The sequence below is a fragment of the Flaviaestuariibacter amylovorans genome (assembly GCF_039541815.1).
GTDB classification, from domain to species: Bacteria; Bacteroidota; Bacteroidia; order Chitinophagales; family Chitinophagaceae; genus Flavisolibacter; species Flavisolibacter amylovorans.
This window is the reverse complement of record NZ_BAABGY010000018.1, coordinates 69,587-89,662: the sequence shown is the minus strand read 5'-3', so window position 1 is coordinate 89,662 and position 20,076 is coordinate 69,587. Positions and strand designations below refer to the sequence as shown.

General features: G+C 62.4%; 17 protein-coding genes. 11 read left to right on the top strand and 6 right to left on the bottom strand.

Features of this window, described 5'->3' with window-relative positions:
- The first annotated feature begins 125 nt into the window (after window positions 1–125).
- Window positions 126–878, top strand: a complete 753-nt coding sequence (locus tag ABD937_RS22190) for a hypothetical protein (RefSeq protein WP_345258194.1) — start codon at window positions 126–128, stop codon at window positions 876–878.
- Between the two features lie 497 nt (window positions 879–1,375).
- Complete coding sequence (locus tag ABD937_RS22185) at window positions 1,376–2,023, top strand: phosphatase PAP2 family protein (protein WP_425185817.1); 648 nt, start codon at window positions 1,376–1,378, stop codon at window positions 2,021–2,023.
- Between the two features lie 228 nt (window positions 2,024–2,251).
- Here the strand turns inward: ABD937_RS22185 and ABD937_RS22180 are convergent, their stop codons facing one another.
- The gene (locus ABD937_RS22180; protein ID WP_345258192.1) at window positions 2,252–2,791 is read right to left on the bottom strand and encodes an RNA 2'-phosphotransferase; all 540 of its coding nucleotides are present in this window, start codon (window positions 2,789–2,791) and stop codon (window positions 2,252–2,254) included.
- Between the two features lie 81 nt (window positions 2,792–2,872).
- On the opposite strand from ABD937_RS22180, the gene ABD937_RS22175 reads away from it, so the two are divergent.
- The 4 genes from ABD937_RS22175 (at window position 2,873) to ABD937_RS22160 (ending at window position 7,066) form a co-directional block, all read left to right on the top strand.
- Window positions 2,873–4,444: a sensor histidine kinase gene (locus ABD937_RS22175; protein WP_345258191.1), complete on the top strand. Its 1,572-nt coding sequence runs from the start codon at window positions 2,873–2,875 to the stop codon at window positions 4,442–4,444.
- Between the two features lie 192 nt (window positions 4,445–4,636).
- Window positions 4,637–5,443 carry an alpha/beta fold hydrolase gene (locus ABD937_RS22170; RefSeq protein WP_345258189.1) on the top strand — a complete coding sequence of 269 codons (807 nt, stop codon included), beginning with the start codon at window positions 4,637–4,639 and terminating at the stop codon, window positions 5,441–5,443.
- Window positions 5,443–6,678 carry a sensor histidine kinase gene (locus ABD937_RS22165; protein WP_345258188.1) on the top strand — a complete coding sequence of 412 codons (1,236 nt, stop codon included), beginning with the start codon at window positions 5,443–5,445 and terminating at the stop codon, window positions 6,676–6,678. The genes ABD937_RS22170 and ABD937_RS22165 overlap by 1 nt, the downstream gene beginning before the upstream one ends.
- The gene (locus ABD937_RS22160; RefSeq protein ID WP_345258187.1) at window positions 6,662–7,066 is read left to right on the top strand and encodes a response regulator; all 405 of its coding nucleotides are present in this window, start codon (window positions 6,662–6,664) and stop codon (window positions 7,064–7,066) included. Before ABD937_RS22165 ends, ABD937_RS22160 begins: the two co-directional genes overlap by 17 nt.
- An 11-nt stretch (window positions 7,067–7,077) precedes the next feature.
- Here ABD937_RS22160 and uvrA read toward each other — a convergent pair whose 3' ends face one another.
- From uvrA to ABD937_RS22145, 3 genes are all read right to left on the bottom strand, one after another.
- Window positions 7,078–9,630 (bottom strand): excinuclease ABC subunit UvrA, encoded by a 2,553-nt coding sequence (gene uvrA / locus ABD937_RS22155; protein ID WP_345258186.1) that lies wholly within the window; start codon window positions 9,628–9,630, stop codon window positions 7,078–7,080.
- Window positions 9,631–9,695: 65 nt separating this feature from the next.
- Complete coding sequence (locus ABD937_RS22150; protein WP_345258185.1) at window positions 9,696–10,652, bottom strand: alpha/beta fold hydrolase; 957 nt, start codon at window positions 10,650–10,652, stop codon at window positions 9,696–9,698.
- Between the two features lie 283 nt (window positions 10,653–10,935).
- A complete protein-coding gene (locus ABD937_RS22145) occupies window positions 10,936–13,134 on the bottom strand; it encodes a family 1 glycosylhydrolase (protein ID WP_345258184.1) in 2,199 nt (732 codons plus the stop codon).
- A 508-nt stretch (window positions 13,135–13,642) separates the two neighbouring features.
- Between ABD937_RS22145 and ABD937_RS22140 the strand changes: the two genes are divergently transcribed.
- The 5 genes from ABD937_RS22140 (at window position 13,643) to ABD937_RS22120 (ending at window position 18,237) form a co-directional block, all read left to right on the top strand.
- Window positions 13,643–14,050: a response regulator gene (locus ABD937_RS22140; protein ID WP_345258183.1), complete on the top strand. Its 408-nt coding sequence runs from the start codon at window positions 13,643–13,645 to the stop codon at window positions 14,048–14,050.
- A gap of 61 nt (window positions 14,051–14,111) precedes the next feature.
- Window positions 14,112–15,269 (top strand): acyl-CoA dehydrogenase family protein, encoded by a 1,158-nt coding sequence (locus ABD937_RS22135; RefSeq protein ID WP_345258181.1) that lies wholly within the window; start codon window positions 14,112–14,114, stop codon window positions 15,267–15,269.
- Between the two features lie 2 nt (window positions 15,270–15,271).
- Entirely contained in the window at window positions 15,272–17,164 is a 1,893-nt protein-coding gene (locus tag ABD937_RS22130) for a sensor histidine kinase (RefSeq protein ID WP_345258180.1), read from the top strand.
- A 58-nt stretch (window positions 17,165–17,222) separates the two neighbouring features.
- On the top strand, window positions 17,223–17,564 hold the full coding sequence (locus ABD937_RS22125) for a PadR family transcriptional regulator (RefSeq protein ID WP_345258179.1): 342 nt from the start codon (window positions 17,223–17,225) through the stop codon (window positions 17,562–17,564).
- Window positions 17,565–17,580: 16 nt separating this feature from the next.
- On the top strand, window positions 17,581–18,237 hold the full coding sequence (locus tag ABD937_RS22120; protein ID WP_345258178.1) for a hypothetical protein: 657 nt from the start codon (window positions 17,581–17,583) through the stop codon (window positions 18,235–18,237).
- A gap of 263 nt (window positions 18,238–18,500) precedes the next feature.
- Here the strand turns inward: ABD937_RS22120 and ABD937_RS22115 are convergent, their stop codons facing one another.
- Window positions 18,501–19,418, bottom strand: coding sequence for a bestrophin family protein (locus ABD937_RS22115; RefSeq protein WP_345258176.1), 918 nt, complete (start codon window positions 19,416–19,418; stop codon window positions 18,501–18,503).
- 10 nt (window positions 19,419–19,428) lie between these two features.
- Window positions 19,429–19,941 (bottom strand): hypothetical protein, encoded by a 513-nt coding sequence (locus tag ABD937_RS22110; RefSeq protein ID WP_345258175.1) that lies wholly within the window; start codon window positions 19,939–19,941, stop codon window positions 19,429–19,431.
- Window positions 19,942–20,076 lie beyond the last annotated feature (135 nt).

The following is a 20,076-nucleotide window of genomic DNA, read 5'->3' as shown; positions in this document are numbered from 1 at the left end:
GGCGCTGCGCGCTCCTGCAACCTGAAATCACAAACGTCAACCACCAAACTCTTAACATTTTGGCATGGTTTTCCGTAAATGGGGGTCAAACACCCTTTCCAAACACACTTAAACACCGCTAACCAATGAAAAGCACCTTTTTTTTAACCGCAGCCGTTCTCGCCTTCAACTTCGCCAGCGCCCAGGAACCCGTAGTACCGGCGCCCGCCTCCGATTCCGCAGCCGCTCAGGCCGCCGTTGCCGCACCTGCAGCCTCCGCACAAGTGTCCGCTACCGCCACCGCCCAGGCTCCTGCCCTGCCCCGCGGCGCCAGCACCGTCGACTCGATCGCTGCGAAGTATAAGCTGCAGCCGATGCCCGAAGCCCTGACGATGCACAAGATCTTCCCGGCCGTTGGCACTTACCAGCTGAACAGCACTTCCGGCGCCGCTTCCGACCCCGTTACGGTAACGCTCGACTCCACCAGCAAGGGCACCATCTGGATCTCCGGCATGCCCCAGGGCACCTTCAAGGCCTACCTGGTGAAGCGCCCGGCCACCTACCGCATCGTGTCGCAGAAGTCGGCCAGCGGTAAGGCCATTCCCGAGGGCACGCTTTACTTCGCTCCCGAGACCAACACCCTCAACATCGCCCTCGGCGCCTATAGCGCCGCCGACCCGACCGCCATCTTCCCCGTAGCCGTGGCCGCCGATCCGAATGCAATCGCCAGCGCCCAGACCGCCGAGGTGAAGGTGAAAGTAGAGTCGAAGAAGAGCAAGTCGAAGACGAAAGCCAAGGTGCAGTTCTTCACCGCTACCAAGGTAGACCCGACCACCTTACAGAGCACGAATTCCAACGCTGCCTACGACCAGCTGCTCCAGCAGCAGCAACAGCAGTAATCACCGTTTTTTCAGTTGCATACACGAGGACAAAGGGACCATTTCTGGTCCCTTTCTTCGTTTTGAATAGCGAATAATGAACAAGGAATAAGGAATATCGAAGGAAGAAGATTGACCCTAAAAGGAACGGAAGAACAAGTAATAACGAATATTGAAGGAGGGGAAAATCGAAGTGAAACAAATGAACAGGGAATAAGGAACAGGGAACGGCGAAGGAAGATCTCCCACTTTTTTTTGGGGCATTAGCCGCCGGAATGGCAAGGAAGAGAAGAAACGCAGATAAGACCGATTTGATACGATTGGCGCGGATAGCTTAATGACGACAAACCCTTCTTTTTTTTCAACGGTCATATGTACGATCAGTAGCTACGACGCAGATGCGCTAACCCATAATGAAAGCAACTGCATTGAACGACCCATTACCAATAAACCAATAGACCAATAGCCCATTTCAGCCTTCCTTGTTCCCTGTTCAACTGTTCTATACCTTCGCGGCCATGCGCTCCACCCCTAGCCTTTACCAGCAATACCGGCTGGCCGTGGCGGTAACCTTTCTGCTGGTGCTGGCGGCCGTGGGCCTGCTGCTCGCTTACGGCAAGGAACAATCGTTCGTGCTGCTCAACGGGCTCAACACCCCTGCCCTCGACCGCCTGATGCCTTACGTCACCTACCTCGGCGACGGCCTCATCTACATCCCGATCCTCCTGCTCACCTATTTTTTCCGGCGCGACTACCTCGTGGCCATCATCGCGGGCATCCTGCTGTGTACGCTGTTTTCGCAAGGCATGAAGAACTGGATCTACCCCGAAGAGCTGCGCCCCTTCAGCCTCGAAGCCAAGCAAATCGCGATTCACAAGGTAGAAGGCGTGGAGCTTCATAGGAAGTACAGCTTCCCGTCGGGGCATACCAGCACGGCCTTTACCTGCGCGCTGCTGCTGGCCGCGCTGCTGCGCCAGCGCATCTGGGTGATCGCGATGCCCTTCGTGGCACTGGCCGTTGGCTTCTCGCGCATCTACCTCGCACAGCACTTTCTCACCGACGTCACCGCCGGCATGATGATCGGCATCGTCTCCTCCTACCTTGCCCTGCTTATTTACCGCAGGTACCACGAGTGGCGGATGCGCAAGGCGCTCCAAAAGCTGTGAGCGGCTGTTCGATTTTTGGACACTCGCTTAGTTGTCCGTGCAAGCACGGTCAGCGGGGCTTCCGCCCCTTTGCACGACGACATGACGGCACAACGGCACAACGAGAGAGAAAAAAATGTTGCTTTTCTTCGTCGCGCCGTCGCGCCGTTGCGCCGTCGCGTGCTAAGGCCGCTTGCGGCCGCCCCTTTAAAGCTTCCGAAGGGCATTTGAGTTAAACAATTGCTCAGGTCAAATCACCTTCAGGTATTGCGGAGGTACGGCATCCGTGATCCACACGCCGTTCTCGGAACGGGTGAAGGAGAATCCATCGGCAGCCATGGCTGCGGCGGCCACTTCCAGCACCACCGGCGTTCCGTGCCGGCCGCCCACGCTGCGCGCGGTGGCGACGTCGGCGCTCAGGTGCACGCCGTGCCGGGCACCGGGGTTCAGTCCCTCGCGGAGAATCGCTTCCAGGAAGCGGTTGGCGGTGCCATGGTACAGCACCTCCGGCGGGGGCAGCGGCTCGTAACCGAGGGCCACCGGCACGGAATGCCCCTGGGATGCGCGGATGCAGGTGCGGTCGTCGTTATAGGCAAAGCGCTGCTTCGGGTTGGTGGCCACCAGCGCGTCGAGCGAGGCGCGGGTGAGGGGCATGCCGGCGGCGGTCAGGCACCGGAGGAGCTCGTCCACGGGCGTCCAGCCGCCAGCATCCAGGGTGATGCCGATACGGGCCGGGTCGTGGCGCAGCACGAGGCTCAGGAATTTGGAGATCCGCACATCGGAGGACATGCGACAAAGTACGCCGGAAGCATGAAAAGACCTTACTGTTTAATTTATCAGGGCTTCCCGGGTGTATCTTGCACAACACCCATGGCCCAGATAACGCCGCTACCATACGAAGACGAATGGCTCCGGGGCATTTTCGAAAACGCCCACGACCTGATCCACATTGTGCGCACGGACGGCACGATCCTCTATGCCAACCGGGCCTGGAGCAATACCCTCGGGTACCACCTGGAGGAGATTGTCGGGCATCTGATCTTCACCTTTGTTCATCCCGACGACCTGGACGCGTACCGCAGCTACCGGCAACTCGTCATCGAGGGCGGGCGCGCACCCAGGAGCCACAGCTTCCGGATGCGTACCCGCAGCGGCAGGTCCATAACCGTGGAAGGCGCCATCTCGGTCAGGCGCGAAGCGGGAAACGTGCTCTATACCACCGGCATCTTTCGGGATATGACCGCCCGGCTGGAACAGGAAGCGGAGCTGCGCCGGCTCAACAGCGAGCTGCGGCGCCGCGAGGGCGACCTCACCCGCATCCTCGAGGGCGCGCCCGACGCGATCGTCATCATCGACCGGAAAAGCACGGTGCTGTACTGGAACCAGAAGGCCGTGGACGTGTTCGGCTGGACCGCCGCCGAGGTGTTGCACCGCTCGCTCAACGACAGCATCGTTCCGGAGCGCTACCGCGAAGCCCACCAGCGGGGCATGGATCGCTACCTGGCCACCGGTGAGCCCCATGTAATGGGCACCACCATCGAGATCACCGCGCTGAAAAAGGGAGGTCAGGAGTTTCATGTGGCACTCACCATCGCCGAAACCAGCTTCGAAGGCGAGGTGGCCTTTATCGCCTTCATCCGCGACATCACCGAGCAGAAGCGCAGCCAGCTGGAGCTGCTCGAGCAGTCGAAGGCCCTCGAGCAATCCAATGCGCAGCTCGAGGAATTCGCGCACGCCGCTTCCCACGACCTGAAGGAGCCGATCCGCAAGGTACGCACCTTCGCCAACCGCCTGCGGGAGACGCTCGACAGCCGGATGAGCGAAAAAGAGACCGGTTATTTCACCCGCATGGAACTGGCCGCACAACGCATGGGTCAGCTCGTAGACGACCTGCTCGCCTACTCGCAGGCGCGCCCCGGCGAAGGGCTGCGGGAGCACGTAGACCTCAACGAGCTGCTCCAGGACGTGCGGGAAGACCTGGCACTGGCCATCGAAGAAAGCCGCGCCGAACTGTTGGCCACCCCGCTGCCACAACTGCAGGGCAACCGCCGCCAGCTGCAGCAGCTGCTGCAGAACCTGCTCGCCAATTCGCTCAAGTACACCCGCCCTGGCATACCCCCGGTCATCCGCATCAGCGCCGGGCGTCTCCCGTGCACCGAGGCCGGCCTGCCACTTCCCGGCGACTGTCACTTGATCACGATCAGCGACAACGGCATCGGGTTCGAGCAAAAGGACGCCGGCCAGATGTTCCAGCTGTTCCATCGCCTCAAGCGGCACGAGGGCTACTCCGGCACCGGCATCGGGCTTTCGATCGTACGGCGTGTGGTGGAGAACCACGGGGGCCGCATCGAGGCGGAGGGCCGGCCCGGCGAAGGCGCCACCTTCCGCATTTTCCTCCCCGACCGGCAAGCACCACCTGCAAACAACCCGGAGACGGCTTGATTGATCGAGCAAGCTGATCAGCAAGCCGTGCCCGCGCGGAGTGCGGGGCCGGCGCCCCCTCGCGCCGCGCCGGAGGCTATGGCCGACGGCGAGCGGTCGGCCGTTTCAGCGCTTCCGGGTTAAAATCCGGCCTCCAATTCTAATAGCGCTGTGGCACAATTTTGTTTAATTTCACTGGAAGTTCACCCTACCATGAGTCAAACAATTGCCGCCCGCAACAACGTTCGCGTTTTTGGAAATGGAACGCAGCCGATGCTTTTCGCACACGGCTTTGGTTGCGACCAGAACATGTGGCGCTACATCACCCCCGCCTTCGAAAAAGATTATAAGATCGTCCTGTTCGATTACGTGGGCTCCGGTAAGTCGGATCGCTCGGCCTATAACCAGGAGCGCTACGCCTCGCTGCATGGCTATGCGCAGGATGTACTCGACATCTGTACCGAGCTCGGGCTGCGCGACGTGGTGTTCGTAGGCCATTCCGTGTCGGCCATGGTGGGCCTGCTGGCAGCCAACGAAGAGCCCGGCTGGTTCTCCCACCTCATCATGGTGGGCCCCTCTCCCTGCTATATCAACGACGGAAGCTACAAAGGCGGCTTCGAGCGTGCCGATATCGAAGGCCTGCTCGACACGATGGAGAAGAACTACATCGGCTGGGCCAACTTCCTCGCCCCGAACATCATGGGCCACCCCGACCGCCCGCAGCTCGGGCAGGAGCTGGCCGACTCGTTCTGCTCCACCGACCCGGTGATCGCCCGCCAGTTTGCAGAGACCACCTTCTTTTCCGACAACCGCCGCGACCTCCAGAAGAACCGGGTGCCGGCACTCGTGCTGCAATGCTCCGACGACATCATCGCACCGCTGGAGGTAGGCGACTACCTGGCCACGCACCTGCCCTGGAGCACCGTGCGCGTGATGAAGGCCACCGGCCACTGCCCCCATATGAGCGAGCCGGAAGAAACGATCGCCCTCATTGAGGACTACTTAACCACCGCCGCCTGATGGACGCCTACCTCGACAGGGCGCCCTGCCTGTATTTCTGCTGCGACGAGGACGGCCTGTTGCTCGATGTGAACGACACGCTCGCCCGTAAGCTGCAGTACGAGCGGGAGGCGCTCGTGGGCAGGAAGGTCGACATCCTCTTCACGCTGGCCACGCGGATCTTTTTCCAGACGCACTTCTTTCCGCTGCTCCGCATGCAGCACCATGCCGAAGAGATCTACATCACCCTGAAAGGTACCGACGGCACGGAGCTTCCCGTGCTGGTCAACGTGGAGCGGCAGGACGACGGGGGCAGGATCCGCTACTGCTACGTCGGGATCGCCCTGTACCACCGCAAGAAATTCGAAGACGAGCTCATTGCCGCGAAGAAGGCCGCCGAAACGGCGCTCCGCGAAAACACCGAGCTCCAGCGCACCCAGGAAGAACTGCGCACGCATGCCGCGCAGCTCGACGAGCAGATCGGGCTCGTGGAGATGCAGAACGAAGAGCTCCGCCAGTTCAACCGCGTGGTAACGCACGACCTGCAGGAGCCGCTGCGCAAGCTTTCGGTGTTCCTGAACATGCTGCGCGAAAGCGCCCAGGGCACACTACCCGTAGTCGATAAACTGATGCGCATCTCCGGCGACCTCCGCACGGTGGTATCGGGCCTCCAGCAATACGTGTGGCTCACCGATGCGCGCAATCACTTCGTCCGGGTCGACCTCGGCAAACTGCTCCTGGTGGTGCAGCAGGAACTGGCGCCCCAATACCCGGACGTGCGGCTGTCGGTGACCCTCGAAGACCTGCCGGTGCTGCAGGCCGACTGGAAGCAGATGCACCTGTTGTTTTCCGAGTTGCTGTCGAATGCCCTGCGTTTCCGCAAAGACCCGCAGGAAGCCCGCGTGCACATTACCGTAAATACGGTGACGCAGAACCGCTACCGCAACCTGAAAGACCGCTATCAATACATGGAGTTCCTGAAGCTGCGCGTGCACGACGAAGGCGTCGGCTTTGCGCCCGAATACACCGACCAGGCCTTCGCGCTCTTCAAGCGGCTGCATCCGCAGAGCGGGCGCGGCGTCGGGCTCTCGCTGTGCCGCAAGGTGATCGAGAACCACCAGGGCAGCATCAGCATCGAAAGCGCGGTGAACGAAGGCACCACGGTCACGATCCTCCTGCCCATAGCCGTAACCAGCGATACCATCATCGCCTCACCAAACCCTTTACCGGAGAAACACCATGGAACCGAAGCATAAGACCATCATGTACGTCGATGACGATGCCGATGACCGCGAGCTGCTCATGGAGCTGCTGCTGCAGGCCGAACCCGGCGTGAACGTGGTGCTCGCCACCAATGGCGTCGAGGCGCTCCGCTACCTCGACTCCGCCTCCGCTACCGGCGCCGCGCTTCCCTGCCTCATCATCCTCGACATGAATATGCCCTACCTCGACGGCAGCCAGACCTTCGAGCGGATCCGCGCCGACAAGCGCTTCTCCGGCATCACCGTGGTCATGTATTCGTCGAGCGAGAAGCCCGACGACCGCGTACACTTCAACAGCCGCGGCGTTGAGTTCATTACGAAGCCGGACGACTATACCTTCATGAGCCGCGTAGCCGGACACCTCGTGACGCGCTGCGCCTGAGAACCCGCCGTCTATTTAAAGGCACTGCCGCGAAGGCGCTGGGCCAGGTACGGAGCCGTGCGGCTCCCCTTCGCTTTGGCCACTTCGCGCGGCGTGCCCTGTGCCACGATCCGCCCCCCTTCTTCGCCCGCCCCGGGCCCGATATCGATGATCCAGTCGGAGCCCGCCACCACGTCCATGTCGTGCTCCACCACGATCACCGTATTGCCCGCATCCACGAGGCGCTCGAGCTGCGCCATCAGCTTCTCGACGTCGGAAGGATGCAGGCCCGTGGTAGGCTCATCGAGAATATAAAGGGTATTGCCCTTACCGACGCGCTGCAGCTCCGTAGCCAGCTTGATGCGCTGCGCCTCGCCGCCCGAGAGCTCCGTTGCCGGCTGCCCGAGCCGCAGGTAGCCGAGGCCCACCTCGTGCAGCACCTTCAGCGAGCGGCATACGGCGTCCTCCTCCTCGAAGAAGGCATAGGCCTCGTCCACGGTCATACCGAGCACGTCGGCGATGTTCTTGTCCTTATAGGTGATCTCGAGCGTCTTTTCGTTGTAGCGCGTACCGCTGCACACGGGGCAGGGCGCATACACGCTGGGCAGGAAGAGGAGCTCCACCATCACGAAGCCTTCGCCCTCGCAATTGGCGCAGCGCCCCTTGCCCACGTTGAACGAAAAGCGGCCGGCATCGTACCGGCGGGCCTTCGCGGTCTTGGTAGCGGCAAAGAGCTTGCGCACATGATCGAAGAGCCCGGTATAGGTGGCGAGGTTGGAGCGCGGCGTCCGGCCGATCGGCTTCTGGTCTACGCGCACGAGGCGGCGGATGCCTTCCATGCCGGCCACGATGTGCCCGCCCACGGGAGCCGCGGCCTCGCGCTGCAGCGGGTCGCCCTCCTCCTCCTCGGGCGCCACTTCATGACCGAGACTTTCCGCCACGAGCTCCACGAGCACCTGGCTTACGAGGCTCGATTTGCCGGAGCCGGAAATACCCGTCACGCTGGTCATCACTCCGAGTGGAATATCCACGTCAAGTTTGTCGAGATTATTACGGGTGATGCCGCGCAGCTTCAGCCATCCCGTAGGACTACGGTAGTCCGTCTCCGGGAAAGGCGCTTCTTCGAACAGGTAGTGCGCGGTGCGCGACGCCTTCACGGAGCGCAGCCCGCCGGGCTCACCGCTGTACAGGATGGCGCCCCCCTTCTCGCCGGCGCCGGGCCCCACGTCCACGATCCAGTCGGCATGGCGGATCACCTCGAGCTCGTGCTCCACCACGAAGATGCTGTTGCCCGAAGCCTTCAGGCGGTCGAGCGCGCGCAGTAGTGCCTCGGTATCGGCAGGGTGCAGTCCGGCAGAAGGCTCGTCGAGCACATACACCACCCCGAACAGGTTGGAGCGCACCTGCGTGGCCAGGCGCAGGCGCTGCAGCTCGCCCGGCGAGAGCGTGGGCGTGCTCCGCTCCAGCGAAAGGTAGCCGAGGCCGAGGTCGAGCAGTACCGAGAGGCGGGCAACGAGGTCTTCGGCGATCCGTTGTGCCACCATGGCTTTCTCCTGGTGGTCTTTTGCGAGGCGGGCGATAGCGGGCGCCGAGCCGTCGGCGTAAGGGGCAAAGATCTCCTGGAGCCGCTTCAGCGGGAGCCGCGACAGGTCGGCGATGTTGTGACCGGCAAACGTCACCGATAGCGACTCCGGCCGCAGGCGTCGCCCGCCGCAGGTGGGGCACTCGCTCGAGATCATGTATTGCGACACACGCTTTTTCATGAGCGCGCTTTGCGTGGTGGCGAAGGTTTGGAGCACGTAGCGGCGCGCGCCGGAGAAGGTGCCCATATAGCTCGGCGGCTCCTTTCGCTTCAGGGCCCGCTGGATCTCGGCATGCGTGAAGCCGGCATACACGGGCACCGTTGGCGTTTCATCGGTAAACAGGATCCAGTCGCGGTCCTTGCGCGGGAGATCCTTCCAGGGCGTGTCCACATCGTAGCCCATGGTGGTCAGGATGTCGCGCAGGTTCTGTCCATGCCAGGCGGGTGGCCAGGCGGCGATGGCGCGCTCCCGGATCGACAGCGAGGGGTCGGGTACCATCGACGCTTCGGTGGCCGTATAAATACGACCGAGGCCATGGCATTCGGGGCAAGCGCCCTCGGGCGTGTTGGGCGAGAAGGATTCGGCATACAGCAGGGCCTGTCCCTTCGGGTAGTCGCCGGCGCGCGAATAAAGCATCCGCAGCAGGTTGGAGAGCGTCGTCACCGAGCCTACCGACGAGCGTGTAGTGGGCGCGCCCCGTTGCTGCTGCAGGGCAACCGCGGGCGGGAGGCCTTCTACCTCGTCCACCACCGGCACGGGCATCTGGTGAAATAGGCGCCGCGCATACGGCGACACCGACTCGAGGTAGCGGCGCTGTGCCTCCGCGTACAGGGTGCCGAAGGCGAGCGAGGACTTACCGGAGCCCGACACGCCGGTAAACACCACCAGCGCATTGCGCGGAATGTCGACCGAGATATTCTTGAGGTTGTGCTCGCGCGCGCCGCGCACCTGAACGAATCCATCCCTGCGCCCGCCGGCGCGGCCTTCCGTATTGCCTTTCATAACGGCACCGCTTCAAACTCTGTGCCCCGCAAGGTGGCGCGCAACCCATGTTTTACGGTTGTGCTTCATTGTTGCAGGAAGTCGAGCACTGTATTTCGGAAGGTCTCCGATGCCTGAATGTGCGGGATGTGTCCGACGCCCACCAATTCAACGAGCCTCGATCCTTTGATCTGCCCCTGCAGCCAGCGCCCGAGCTTTGGATACTGCCCGTGCCGCGCCGCCGTTGCCGGATCGAGCAAGGCCTTGCCCACGATGGTGCGGTCCTCCTGCCCGATCACCAACAGCGTCGGTGCCTGCACCCGATGAAGCTCATAGTACACCGGCTGCTCATAGATCATCGCCGAGGCTAGCGCACTCGCATAGGAAGCGGTACGAAAGTCAGGTAATTGCAACGCCTGCCATTGCGCGGCCACGTAGCGCTCATATTCCGGCTTCCAGTTCGGGTAATAGGTTTGCTGGTATTTCCGGACCGAAGCGTAATCAGCCTTCAGCTCCTGTGCCAGCTGCCGCTCAAACGGCACATAGGGAACGAAGGTGCGGTAGTCTTCCAGGCCGATGGGATTCTCGAGGATGAGGCGCTCCACCCGGTCCGGGTACATCAGCGCGAAGCGCGTCGCCAGCATGCCGCCCATCGAGTGCCCGAGCACGATCACCTGCCCCACGCCGAGCGTATCGAGCAGGCGGCGCGTGTTGTCAGCAAGGCCATGAAAGCTGTAGTGCGCCACCGGCTTGTCCGACAGCCCCCACCCAACCTGGTCGGGCACGATCACGCGGAAGCCCTGCCCACGCAGGAAGGCCGCCGGCCCTTCCCAATAAACCCCGTTGAAATTCTTGCCGTGGAGCAGCAGTACACAACGGCCATTGCTTTTGCCCTCCGGCTGCACGTCCATATAGGCCATGCGCAGGGGCGCTCCGCTCCCGGAAACAGTTACGTAACGCACAGGATAGGGGTAGTCGGTGGATTGGGCGTGGCCCGCCAGAACGAAAAACAGTAGTCCTGAAAGGAATGCAAGTAAGCGCATGTGCCAATGATTAAGGGTGGCTTCAAATGTAGCAACGGACCAGGGCGCTATGAAGTCGGCACTGTTGGGCAAACGCTAAAAAAGGTACCGCCCAGGGGGTAGGACCGGCACCAAGCAAACGTTACGCTAAAGTAGTGGCGTCACTGAATCGATTCCTGATTTCCATCGTAAGACGTCAGGCGCCAGGCGTCATAAGAACATCCACTACTGCAGTGAAGTCTCTGCTCACGCCTCACGCTTCACGCCTCTACAGGGTGACCATTAACCAGAAATGACTTGCCGTTTATACGGCAATCTTCGACGATTGGTAAGGCAGACCCATGGCCTCGAGGCAGCGTTCCAGCGCATCGGTCCACGAAGGCAGGGCGAGGCCCCGGCTGCTTTGGAGTGCGCTGAAAAGCGGCCTCCGCGCAGGCAGGTGCAGGGTATTCACACGAACGCCCTCCACCAGCGCCTCGTCGTAACCGGCGAGCAGCGCTACCTGCCTTGCGAGGTCGGCCCAGGACACCTGCCCGTCGTTGGTAACGTGGTAGATGCCGCTGTCATGGTCGAGCAACAGGTCGAGCGAGGTGTGTACGAGGTCGGGCACGTAGGTAGGCGATACCACGACGTCCGACGCAGCCTGCACCAGCTTGCCGGCCTCGAGATCACGCAGGGTAGCGTGCACGAAGTTGTACGCATCCCAGGGGCCGAAGAAGGAGCTCGTGCGCAGCACCAGCGCTGCCGGGTCGGCCGCGAGGATCCGCTCCTCCGACAGGGCCTTGCTTCGCCCGTATGCGTTGAGCGGGCGCACGGTGTCGGCCTCGGTATAAGGTGTGCGCTTGCGCCCGTCGAACACGAGATCCGAGGAATACGACAGGAAGCGGATGCCGCGCTCTGCGCAAGCCGCGGCCAGGAGGGCCGGCCCTTCGGCGTTCACCTGCAGGCACCGTTCCTCATCCGACTCTGCGCCGTCCACGTTCACATAGCCCGCGGCGTTCACCACGGCCCAGGGATTCAGCTCGTCGAGCACCTTCCCGATCGGGCCGGGTTGCGTAAGGTCGATGTCTTCGCGACCCAGGAGGATGCAGTGGATGTGGCGGGCAGCACAAAGCTTCCCGAAGGCGCTGCCCAGCGTACCGGTCTTGCCGAGCACCAGCAGCGGGCGGCAGGAGCGCTGCGTGCGGCGGCGCATGCGCACCACCTTGCGGGCGCCATACAGGAGGCGGTCGTGGCGTTCCCACCAGCCTTCACCGGCCAGCACCGGGTGGTCGCAGGCGGCTTGGCTGGTCAGGCTGCGCAGCAGGTGCGCGAGGGCCGTGGGGCGCGGGGTGCCGCTGCTGAGGTTGAACACGCCGGGCTCGTAGGTGCCCCAGGGCTCGGTCACGAGCTTGTTCCATCCAAACAGCCCGAAGATGCCCCAGGCAGTGATGGCCCGTATATCTACACCTTCGCTTCGCACCTGCTGCACCGTTTCCCACATCGAATGAAACCAGCGGATCTGGTCTTCGCGGGTGCTGTGCAGGTGACACTCCGTGATGGCGAGGGGCAGCCGGAGCCGCTCCCAGGCCTCTTTCAGCAGCTGGGACGGCCCGCAGGCACGCCCCTGCATCGGCACGTGCACGGTATGGATATCGGCATAGCGGTGATGGCCGTTGCCGCCATGATATTCACGCGGATACTTGTCGCAATCTTCGTCGAGAAAGCGCTCCGAGGTCAGGTAGTAATTGAAGCCGGCAATATCGGGGGTACAGGGATTGTCGAGGAACCACTGCAGCTCGGTCTCGGGGATACCGCTGCGGAGGATGATGTTGTAGTACAGCTTGTCCTTCGTCAGCTTGCCGCACAGGAGCTCGTAGGAAAGCCAGCGGCGCTCGTTCTCCATTTCGGCCTGGTAGGCAAGCAAGGGAGTGCTGTGGCATTTGCCGAGGTCTTCGGTCTGCACCAGCTTTGCGGCGGGGTTTACTTCGCGGATGGCGCGCATGGCCAGTACGGTGGCCTTGCATTCGCTCAGCAGCACGCGAAAGAAGGTGCGCTCGTCGCGCCCATGCGGATACCAGTGGCCATAGAGGCCGCAGAAGCGCGCGGTCGTGAGCGGCTCGTTCACAGGGGTGTAGTGATTTACCCAGGGGAAAGCTTCGGCCACCTGCCGGGCGTATGGCGCCAGCCCCTCCTCGAAGGAGCCGTCGAAGAAGTTGACCCAGGCAGGGCCGCTGCCGTGGTGCACGAGGCCCACGATGGGCTCGATGCCGAGCTCCTGCATCCGCCCAAGGCATTGCCGGGCGACCCCAAACGAAAGCGTGCCGCCGCGCTGCGGCTGCTGCCGCTCCCAGAGCACCGGGTAGCGCAGGGTGCGGATGCCCAGCGAATGAATCAGGTCGATGTCTGCAGCACCGCGCTCGTAATGGCCCGCGTATTCCGATTGATCGAAGTATTGGTTGCCGACGCGGTTGATGGTGCATTCCATGCCGCCCCAGATCTGAATAGCTGCTTCACGTATCATGATCACTCCTTGCTTTAAATGAAAAAACTGAGCTGGGCGGCCCGGGGCCGTCGCAGCGGTGCGTTGCTTTGTCCGATCGGCGCGGGAAGAAACGTTGGCGTGTAGGGGCATCAAAGACCGGACTCGATACCCGGTGCTCCATGCTATACGGCAGGTATGGATGCGTACCTGCCGGCTCCTTTCATCCTATCGAAACAAAATCGGGTCCAATTGAAACGAACGCAGGGACTTAGGGTGAGCGGCAGGGAAGCTGTGTATTCCCCGACTCAGCCTGTGGCGGCCCGTAGCCGTACTTCCTGTGCCACAATCACCCGGGAGCAGGAATCGATTTTATCCACAGGTGTGCAAAAAGACGGCTCCTGCGCCCCGCACACCACCTATGCTCTCCCGTAGGAATACGGTATACCTGATGCCGTGCTAGAGTTGATGCGCCCTCATTGCCGGGCTTGTCCTGGCGCCGAAAACGGCTTCGGAAGGGAATGATCCGGGGCGTATCTTTACCGGAGCCATGCAGCCCTGTACCCATACGATACTTATCGCCGAAGACGACCCAGACGACCAGGAGCTGATCGCCGTCGCTTTCGCGCAAGCCGATCCGGGTCTCCGGCTCTGCATCGTACCCGATGGCCGGCAGGCGCTCGACTACCTGCTCGCCGCAAGTGCCTCTGGCCTTCCCTGCGTGATCCTGCTCGACTACAATATGCCTGAGCTCAATGGGGCACAGGTCATCCGGAAGCTTCATGAAGCCCGTTTCGCCGATATCCCCAAAGTGATCCTCAGCACTTCCGGCAACCCGCTTTACATAGAAGAGTGCCTGCGTGAGGGAGCACATGCCTACCGGGTAAAGCCCGACGACTTTACGGCGCTGGTACGGATCGCGGAAGAAATGGCCGCGCTTTGCCGGAAGGCCGCCTGAGGCGCATCCTACCCTCGTATCATTTTTGAATGCTTTGCGCCGCTGCGCTCAACTTACGCCTATGAATGACCTGGAAAAATGGATCGGGATCGCCACAACGATCGCCCGCGAGGTGGCCCGCGAAGAAGGCACCGAAGCCGACCGGAACGCGACCTGGGTGGTGCGCACGATGGCCGCGCTGAAGGAAAGCAAGCTCACCGGACTCATGGTGCCGGCCGCCTACGGCGGACTCGGCGGCGGACTGTTTGCCCTCGTGCGCATCTCCGAGGAGCTCGGCAAAGCCTACTCCTCCGCCGGGCTCTGCTTCGGGATGCACTGCGTGGGCACGGCCGTTATCGCCGCCAAAGCCACGGGCTGGCAGGCGGCACAGTACCTCGAGCCCATCGCCCAGGGGAGCCATATCACCACGCTCGCCCTCAGCGAGCCCGGCACCGGAGCCCACTTCTATTTTCCGCAAACGATCCTCCTCCCCCGGTCGGCCGATGACTTCGTCGTGAACGGCGCCAAGACCTTCGTCACCAACGGCGGGCATGCCGACTCCTACGTGGTGTCGACGATCGGCGCAAGCGAAGACGCGGGTCCTGACCAGTTCTCCTGCGTCGTGATCGACGCGCAGGCACCCGGTATCCGCTGGGGCGAGCCCTGGAACGGGCTCGGCATGCGCGGCAACTCCTCCCGCTCGGTGGAGCTGCGCGACATCCAGGTAGGCGCCCGCCACATCCTGGGCGAAAAGGGCGACCAGCTTTGGTATGTCTTCAACGTAGTGGCGCCCTACTTCCTGATGGCCATGGCCGGCACCTACCTCGGCATCGCCGAGGCGGCCCTGCAGGAGGCGCGCGAAACCCTCGCGCGCCGCACCTATGCCCACAACGGCACGCAGCTCGCGCAGGTGTCGCTGCTGCAGCACCGCCTCGGCGGGCTCTGGGCCAACGTGGAGCGGACCCGCCAGCTTATCTATCACGCTGCCCGCCTCGGCGACAGCGGCTCCGCCGACGCGCTCACTGCGATCCTGGCGGCCAAGGCTGAAGTGGCGCACTGCGCCGTGGACGTGGCCAACGAGGCCATGACGCTGGCGGGCGGCATCGGCTACCGCGAGCACGGCCGCCTCGGCCAGCTGCTCCGCGACGCCCGTGCGGCGCACGTGATGGCACCCACTACCGATCTTCTGTATACCTGGCTCGGCCGCGCCCTGCTCGACCAGCCCATTCTTTCCGATTGACCATGACCGGCACCCAAACCGCTTTTCATATCCTGACCACCGGCTTCGGCAACGGGGAGGGAGCGCTCGGAGCCCAGCTCGCAGAGCCTGTATTTATACTGGAAGCCGCGACGCCCGGCGACCTCGGCCCGCAGCTCGCTCCGGCCGACGTGCTGCTCATTGGTCCCGACACCGGGCACCCGGTGCGCCTCGTACAGGAAGCCGCCGCCGCCGACCGCTACCTTTCGATCGTGCTGCTGGCGCATCCCGCCAACTACCAACGCGTACGCACCGAGCTCCAGTTCGCTCCGTTCGTGGGCAAGAACGTGCTCTGCATTGCCTGGAACGCACACTTCGACCCCGCTACGGTGCTACGCAATGCTGCGCTGCGCACCCGGCAACGCCGCCACTTCAGCCGCATCAATAAGGTGCCGCCCGCAGCCACCGCGCTTACCGCCGCCGCGCTGCGCATCGACGATTTCGGCAACTTTCTCGAGAGCGCCCCCATCGGCGCGCTGCTCCTCGACGACGAGGACCGCGTACTGTCGATCAACCGCAAGGGACGCGCGCTCTTCGATGTGCAGGAGACCGCTTCCTGGCACCTGAAGGACCTGATCCCCGGCGTGTCGGTGCGCACGCTCCGCAGCGGCCCCGACACCCGGACGCTCCTCGTTGGCGAACGTTGCCTCGAGCTCCAGCTTTCCGCGGTCCGCAACAACGAGGGACGCGCGCAACACCTGCTGCTGGCGAACGACATCACCGAAAAAAAGCGCCGTGAGGCCGACCTGATGGAAAGAGAAGCCCTTTTCCGGTTCATGGCCGAAGCGATCCCCCAGAAGCTCTGGACCGCCGATGCCGCCGGCGAGCTGGATTTCTTCAACCAGCACTGGGTGCAGTACACGGGCCTCCGCGGAGAAGCGCTGCGGGGCTGGGGCTGGCTGCAGTGCATCCATCCCGACGACGCAGCCGCCAACCGCCACGTATGGCAAAAAGCGATCGACGAAGGCACTGACTTCGAGTTCGAGCAGCGGATCCGCCGCCACGACGGGCAGTACCGCTGGCACCTCGCGCGCGGTGTGCCCCGCAAAGACGCCGGCGGACAAGTGCTGATGTGGGTGGGCACCAATACCGACATCCACGAGCACAAGGCCTTTGCCGAGGAGCTCGAGCGCCTTGCCAACGAGCGTACCTTCGAGCTGCAAAAAAGCAACAGCGAGCTCGAGCAGTTCGTGTACATCACGAGCCATGACCTCCAGGAACCGCTGCGCAAGATCCGGCTCTTCTCGGAACTGCTGCTGCAGGAAAAAGAGCAGCTCACACCGGTTGCGCGGCGGCATGCCGAGAAAGTAAGCAACACGGCGCTGCGCATGACGACGCTGCTCAAGGAGCTGCTCCATTTTACCCAGCTGAACCGCCAGGATCACTTCGAGCCCACCGACCTTGATACGATCGTGCGGCACGCGCTCGTCGACCTCGAGGTACTCGTACAGGAAAAGGGCGCCCGCATCACCGTAGACCACCTGCCCACCATTCCGGCAGTGCCCGTGCAGATGCACCAGCTGTTCTTCAACCTGCTCACCAATGCGCTGAAGTTCACCCACCCGGGCCGGGTGCCGGAGGTGCACGTCTCCGCGCGCGACGCTACCGACGACGAGCTCGCCGGGCATGCCTATGTCGATCCCGGGCGCAGCTATTGCGTGCTCACGGTGCGCGACAACGGCATTGGCTTTGAGCCGCAATACGCCGCGCAGATCTTTCACATCTTCCAGCGGCTGCATGCCCGCAACGAATACAGCGGCACGGGTATCGGGCTAGCGTTGTGCAAAAAGGTGGTGACCAACCACCAGGGCGCTATCTGGGCGCAGTCGGAACCCGGTGCCGGCGCGACTTTCTTCGTGCTGCTGCCCTGTAGCTGAGGCAAAAATTTTTACCCAGGAGTTAGATGCATCGGTTTCTTAGGTATATATTCGCGTCATGAAGCCGAATGCCCAGCTCTTCAAAGGCTCACTTACGACCATCATCCTGAAGTTGCTCCAGGAGGAGGGCCGCATGTATGGCTACGAGATCACCCGCAAGGTGAAGGAGGCGAGCTCCGGCACGCTCCAGCTTACGGAGGGCGCGCTCTACCCGGCGCTGCATAAGCTCGAGGCCGAAGGGCTGCTTACCGTAACGGTGGAGGCCAGCGGCAACCGCCCGCGCAAGTACTACAGCCTCACCCCGTCGGGGAAAAAGGAAGTCGCCAACAAGGTGGCCGAGCTGCAGGCCTTTATCGGGCAGATGCAATCCCTTCTCAACCTGAAGCCGGGCATCGGCTGACCTAAACCGCAATCTCATGGAACTGACACAGGCACAGATCGCGGAGCTCTTCCGCTTTACCGAAAAGAAATTCGTGCATTGGTACGACCTGCAGGTGGAGCTCGTAGACCACCTTGCCAGCAGCATCGAGGAGGAATGGGCCAAAGACCCGGCGCTCCCCTTCGAAGCCGCGCTCGACCGCGTGTACAAGCGCTTCGGCATCTTCGGGTTTGCCAAGGTGGTGCAGGAGAAATCAGAGCGGCTCCACAAGGCGGCGCGCCGGATGTGGTGGAGCGAGATCCGTGCGTTCTTCAGCTGGCCGAAGATCACCTTCGTGTTTGCGCTCTGCGCCGCCTGCTGGCAGCTGACGCAATGGGTGCCGATGGCTTGGCTCATGATCGGGCTCGTGGTGGCCTACCTGGCAGCGGGCATCAGCAACCTGTATTTCTACAGGCGTCGAACGACCCCGAAGAAAAAGCTCCTGCTGCTTGGCGTGAGCCCGGCGCACTTCTCCGGAACGGCCTTCGTGTACCAGTCGGTCCTGTTTGGCTGGCACGACAACTATGCACCGGTCCTCTTCTGCCTGTTGGCGCTGTTCGGGATTCTCTTCGAAACAGCTTCCTACCGCGTGTACCAGAAGGTGCGCAGCCAGGCCGAGCAGCAATACCCGGAGGCATTCGTAGTTGTGTCGTAAAGAACGCACCGCATTGCCTCTTAGTGAAAGGCCGCAAGCGGCCTTTTTTCACGCTACGACGCAACGGCGCGACGACGCAACGTCCTTCGACAAGCTCAGGATAACAAGATCTTTCCCACCAAAAAATTAGCGTCGTGCCGCCGTATGAAAGGGCGTAAGCCCCGCCGACCACGCTTGCGCGGTTTTCCTGCTACTGCACAAAAATCGAACGGACGCATCGCTGCGTCCGTTCTCGTTTGCCGGGGGTCGGTTATGCATGCAAACTAGAGGATATAGAAGTGCTTCTTCTTCTGCGGAACCAGCTCCGTGGGATAGCTTTCGTTGATCACCTGCCGCAGGTCGCGCTCGATGGTGGCGCAGATGGCCGTCATGGGCGTGTCGGTGGGCTTGCTCTCGAAAGGATCCTGCAGGTGAATGGCCATCTTCTCCACCAGGAAGAACGCGGTAGCAATGGCCACCATGGCGGGGATGAACAGCAGCGTGCCGAACACATCAATCAGTGAAAAGGGCAACAGCGTAAAAAAGAACACGAGCGAGAAATGGATGTAGAGGCTGTACGTAGCCGGGAACACCGTGTTCTTGATGCGCTCGCAGCGCCCCATCGCATCGCAGAGGCGCGTGAGCGTGCGGTCGACCTCCACCTGCTGAAAGGTATTGATCCAGCCGTTGTCGAGGGCCTGCTGCAGGTCGTGGCCATGAAGCTCCAGCAAGGCCATCGGCACGTTAGTGAACTGCCCGATGTGCTCGAGGTCGCGCTTTACCAGGTAGCGCTCGAGCCCTTCGGCAGCAGGCTGCTGGCGTAGGCTGCGGCTCAGGCTGCAGCACCAGGCGATCTGGCGCTTGATGAAGCGCTGCTTGAAAAAGAAGAACTCGTCGCCCTGGTACACCTCCTTGCTCAACGTGTTCACCTGGCGGGCCAGCGTGCGGCTGTCGTTGACGATGGAGCCCCATACCGTGCGCGCCTCCCACCAGCGGTCGTAGGCCTGGTTGGAGCGGAAGGCGAGCAGCATGGAGATGATGGTACCCATGATCATGGGCACGGCCAGCGGCAGCTCCACGCGGGCCCAGCCCACGTACTCGTGCACCGCGGCCACCACCGCCGCATACAGCGTTACGGCCAGCAGCTCCTTGCGGATCTTGCCGATGATATAGCCCACCGGGATGTTTTCTTTTAACAGCATAGGATTCTGTTTAACGGGTGCTGGCCATCGTTGCGGGTGCCTGCCCTTCGGGCGTGTAAAGCAGGGAAGAAAGGATCTGGTAGTCGGCCAGCGCGCCCTCGCGGAGCGACACATAATGCACCGGTACGCCGCATTTCGGCAACAGGTCTTCAAAGGGAAGCGAGGCGGGCAGGGGGCGCTCATAACGGTAATCCCCCAGCGCATAAACGGCGTCGATCCCGGCGCCTTCGACGAAGCGGCGGAGGTAGCGCCCGGTGGAGCCGTAGAGGAAGCGGAAGTGCAGCCCGGCGATGCGGCCTTCGTAGCGCGTGCGGAGCAGCTCGAGTGCTTCGGTAAAGGCCGGCGGCACGGCCTCCCAGGGCTTGTTGCGGCGGGCTGAGAGCAGGTCGCCGATGCCGGTGGGCGGCTCCAGCAGGTGCACGAGCTGGATCACCGGTGCGGGGCCCGCTTCGTTGCGGGCGATCTGGTGAACCGGCCATAGCGAGCGGACCGTAAGGTCGGTAGGAAGCAGGATCTGCGTCATATGCATCATTTTCCTGCAAGCTGCGTCCCCGGCGTTAGAAGCGGGTAAAGGGAGGGTTACAAGGGGATAAGAAGGGTGTAAGAAAAGAGTAAGAGATTAAGGGGTTTAGGGGGTTTAGGGGGTTTAGGAGGTTTA

What these genes read in the sequence shown, in the direction of transcription:
- ABD937_RS22190 (WP_345258194.1), top strand. Translation starts at nt 126, where the DNA reads ATGAAAAGCACCTTTTTTTTAACCGCAGCCGTTCTCGCCTTCAACTTC.
- ABD937_RS22185 (WP_425185817.1), top strand. Translation starts at nt 1,376, where the DNA reads ATGCGCTCCACCCCTAGCCTTTACCAGCAATACCGGCTGGCCGTGGCG.
- ABD937_RS22180 (WP_345258192.1), bottom strand. Translation starts at nt 2,791, where the DNA reads ATGTCCTCCGATGTGCGGATCTCCAAATTCCTGAGCCTCGTGCTGCGC.
- ABD937_RS22175 (WP_345258191.1), top strand. Translation starts at nt 2,873, where the DNA reads ATGGCCCAGATAACGCCGCTACCATACGAAGACGAATGGCTCCGGGGC.
- ABD937_RS22170 (WP_345258189.1), top strand. Translation starts at nt 4,637, where the DNA reads ATGAGTCAAACAATTGCCGCCCGCAACAACGTTCGCGTTTTTGGAAAT.
- ABD937_RS22165 (WP_345258188.1), top strand. Translation starts at nt 5,443, where the DNA reads ATGGACGCCTACCTCGACAGGGCGCCCTGCCTGTATTTCTGCTGCGAC.
- ABD937_RS22160 (WP_345258187.1), top strand. Translation starts at nt 6,662, where the DNA reads ATGGAACCGAAGCATAAGACCATCATGTACGTCGATGACGATGCCGAT.
- uvrA (WP_345258186.1), bottom strand. Translation starts at nt 9,630, where the DNA reads ATGAAAGGCAATACGGAAGGCCGCGCCGGCGGGCGCAGGGATGGATTC.
- ABD937_RS22150 (WP_345258185.1), bottom strand. Translation starts at nt 10,652, where the DNA reads ATGCGCTTACTTGCATTCCTTTCAGGACTACTGTTTTTCGTTCTGGCG.
- ABD937_RS22145 (WP_345258184.1), bottom strand. Translation starts at nt 13,134, where the DNA reads ATGATACGTGAAGCAGCTATTCAGATCTGGGGCGGCATGGAATGCACC.
- ABD937_RS22140 (WP_345258183.1), top strand. Translation starts at nt 13,643, where the DNA reads ATGCAGCCCTGTACCCATACGATACTTATCGCCGAAGACGACCCAGAC.
- ABD937_RS22135 (WP_345258181.1), top strand. Translation starts at nt 14,112, where the DNA reads ATGAATGACCTGGAAAAATGGATCGGGATCGCCACAACGATCGCCCGC.
- ABD937_RS22130 (WP_345258180.1), top strand. Translation starts at nt 15,272, where the DNA reads ATGACCGGCACCCAAACCGCTTTTCATATCCTGACCACCGGCTTCGGC.
- ABD937_RS22125 (WP_345258179.1), top strand. Translation starts at nt 17,223, where the DNA reads ATGAAGCCGAATGCCCAGCTCTTCAAAGGCTCACTTACGACCATCATC.
- ABD937_RS22120 (WP_345258178.1), top strand. Translation starts at nt 17,581, where the DNA reads ATGGAACTGACACAGGCACAGATCGCGGAGCTCTTCCGCTTTACCGAA.
- ABD937_RS22115 (WP_345258176.1), bottom strand. Translation starts at nt 19,418, where the DNA reads ATGCTGTTAAAAGAAAACATCCCGGTGGGCTATATCATCGGCAAGATC.
- ABD937_RS22110 (WP_345258175.1), bottom strand. Translation starts at nt 19,941, where the DNA reads ATGACGCAGATCCTGCTTCCTACCGACCTTACGGTCCGCTCGCTATGG.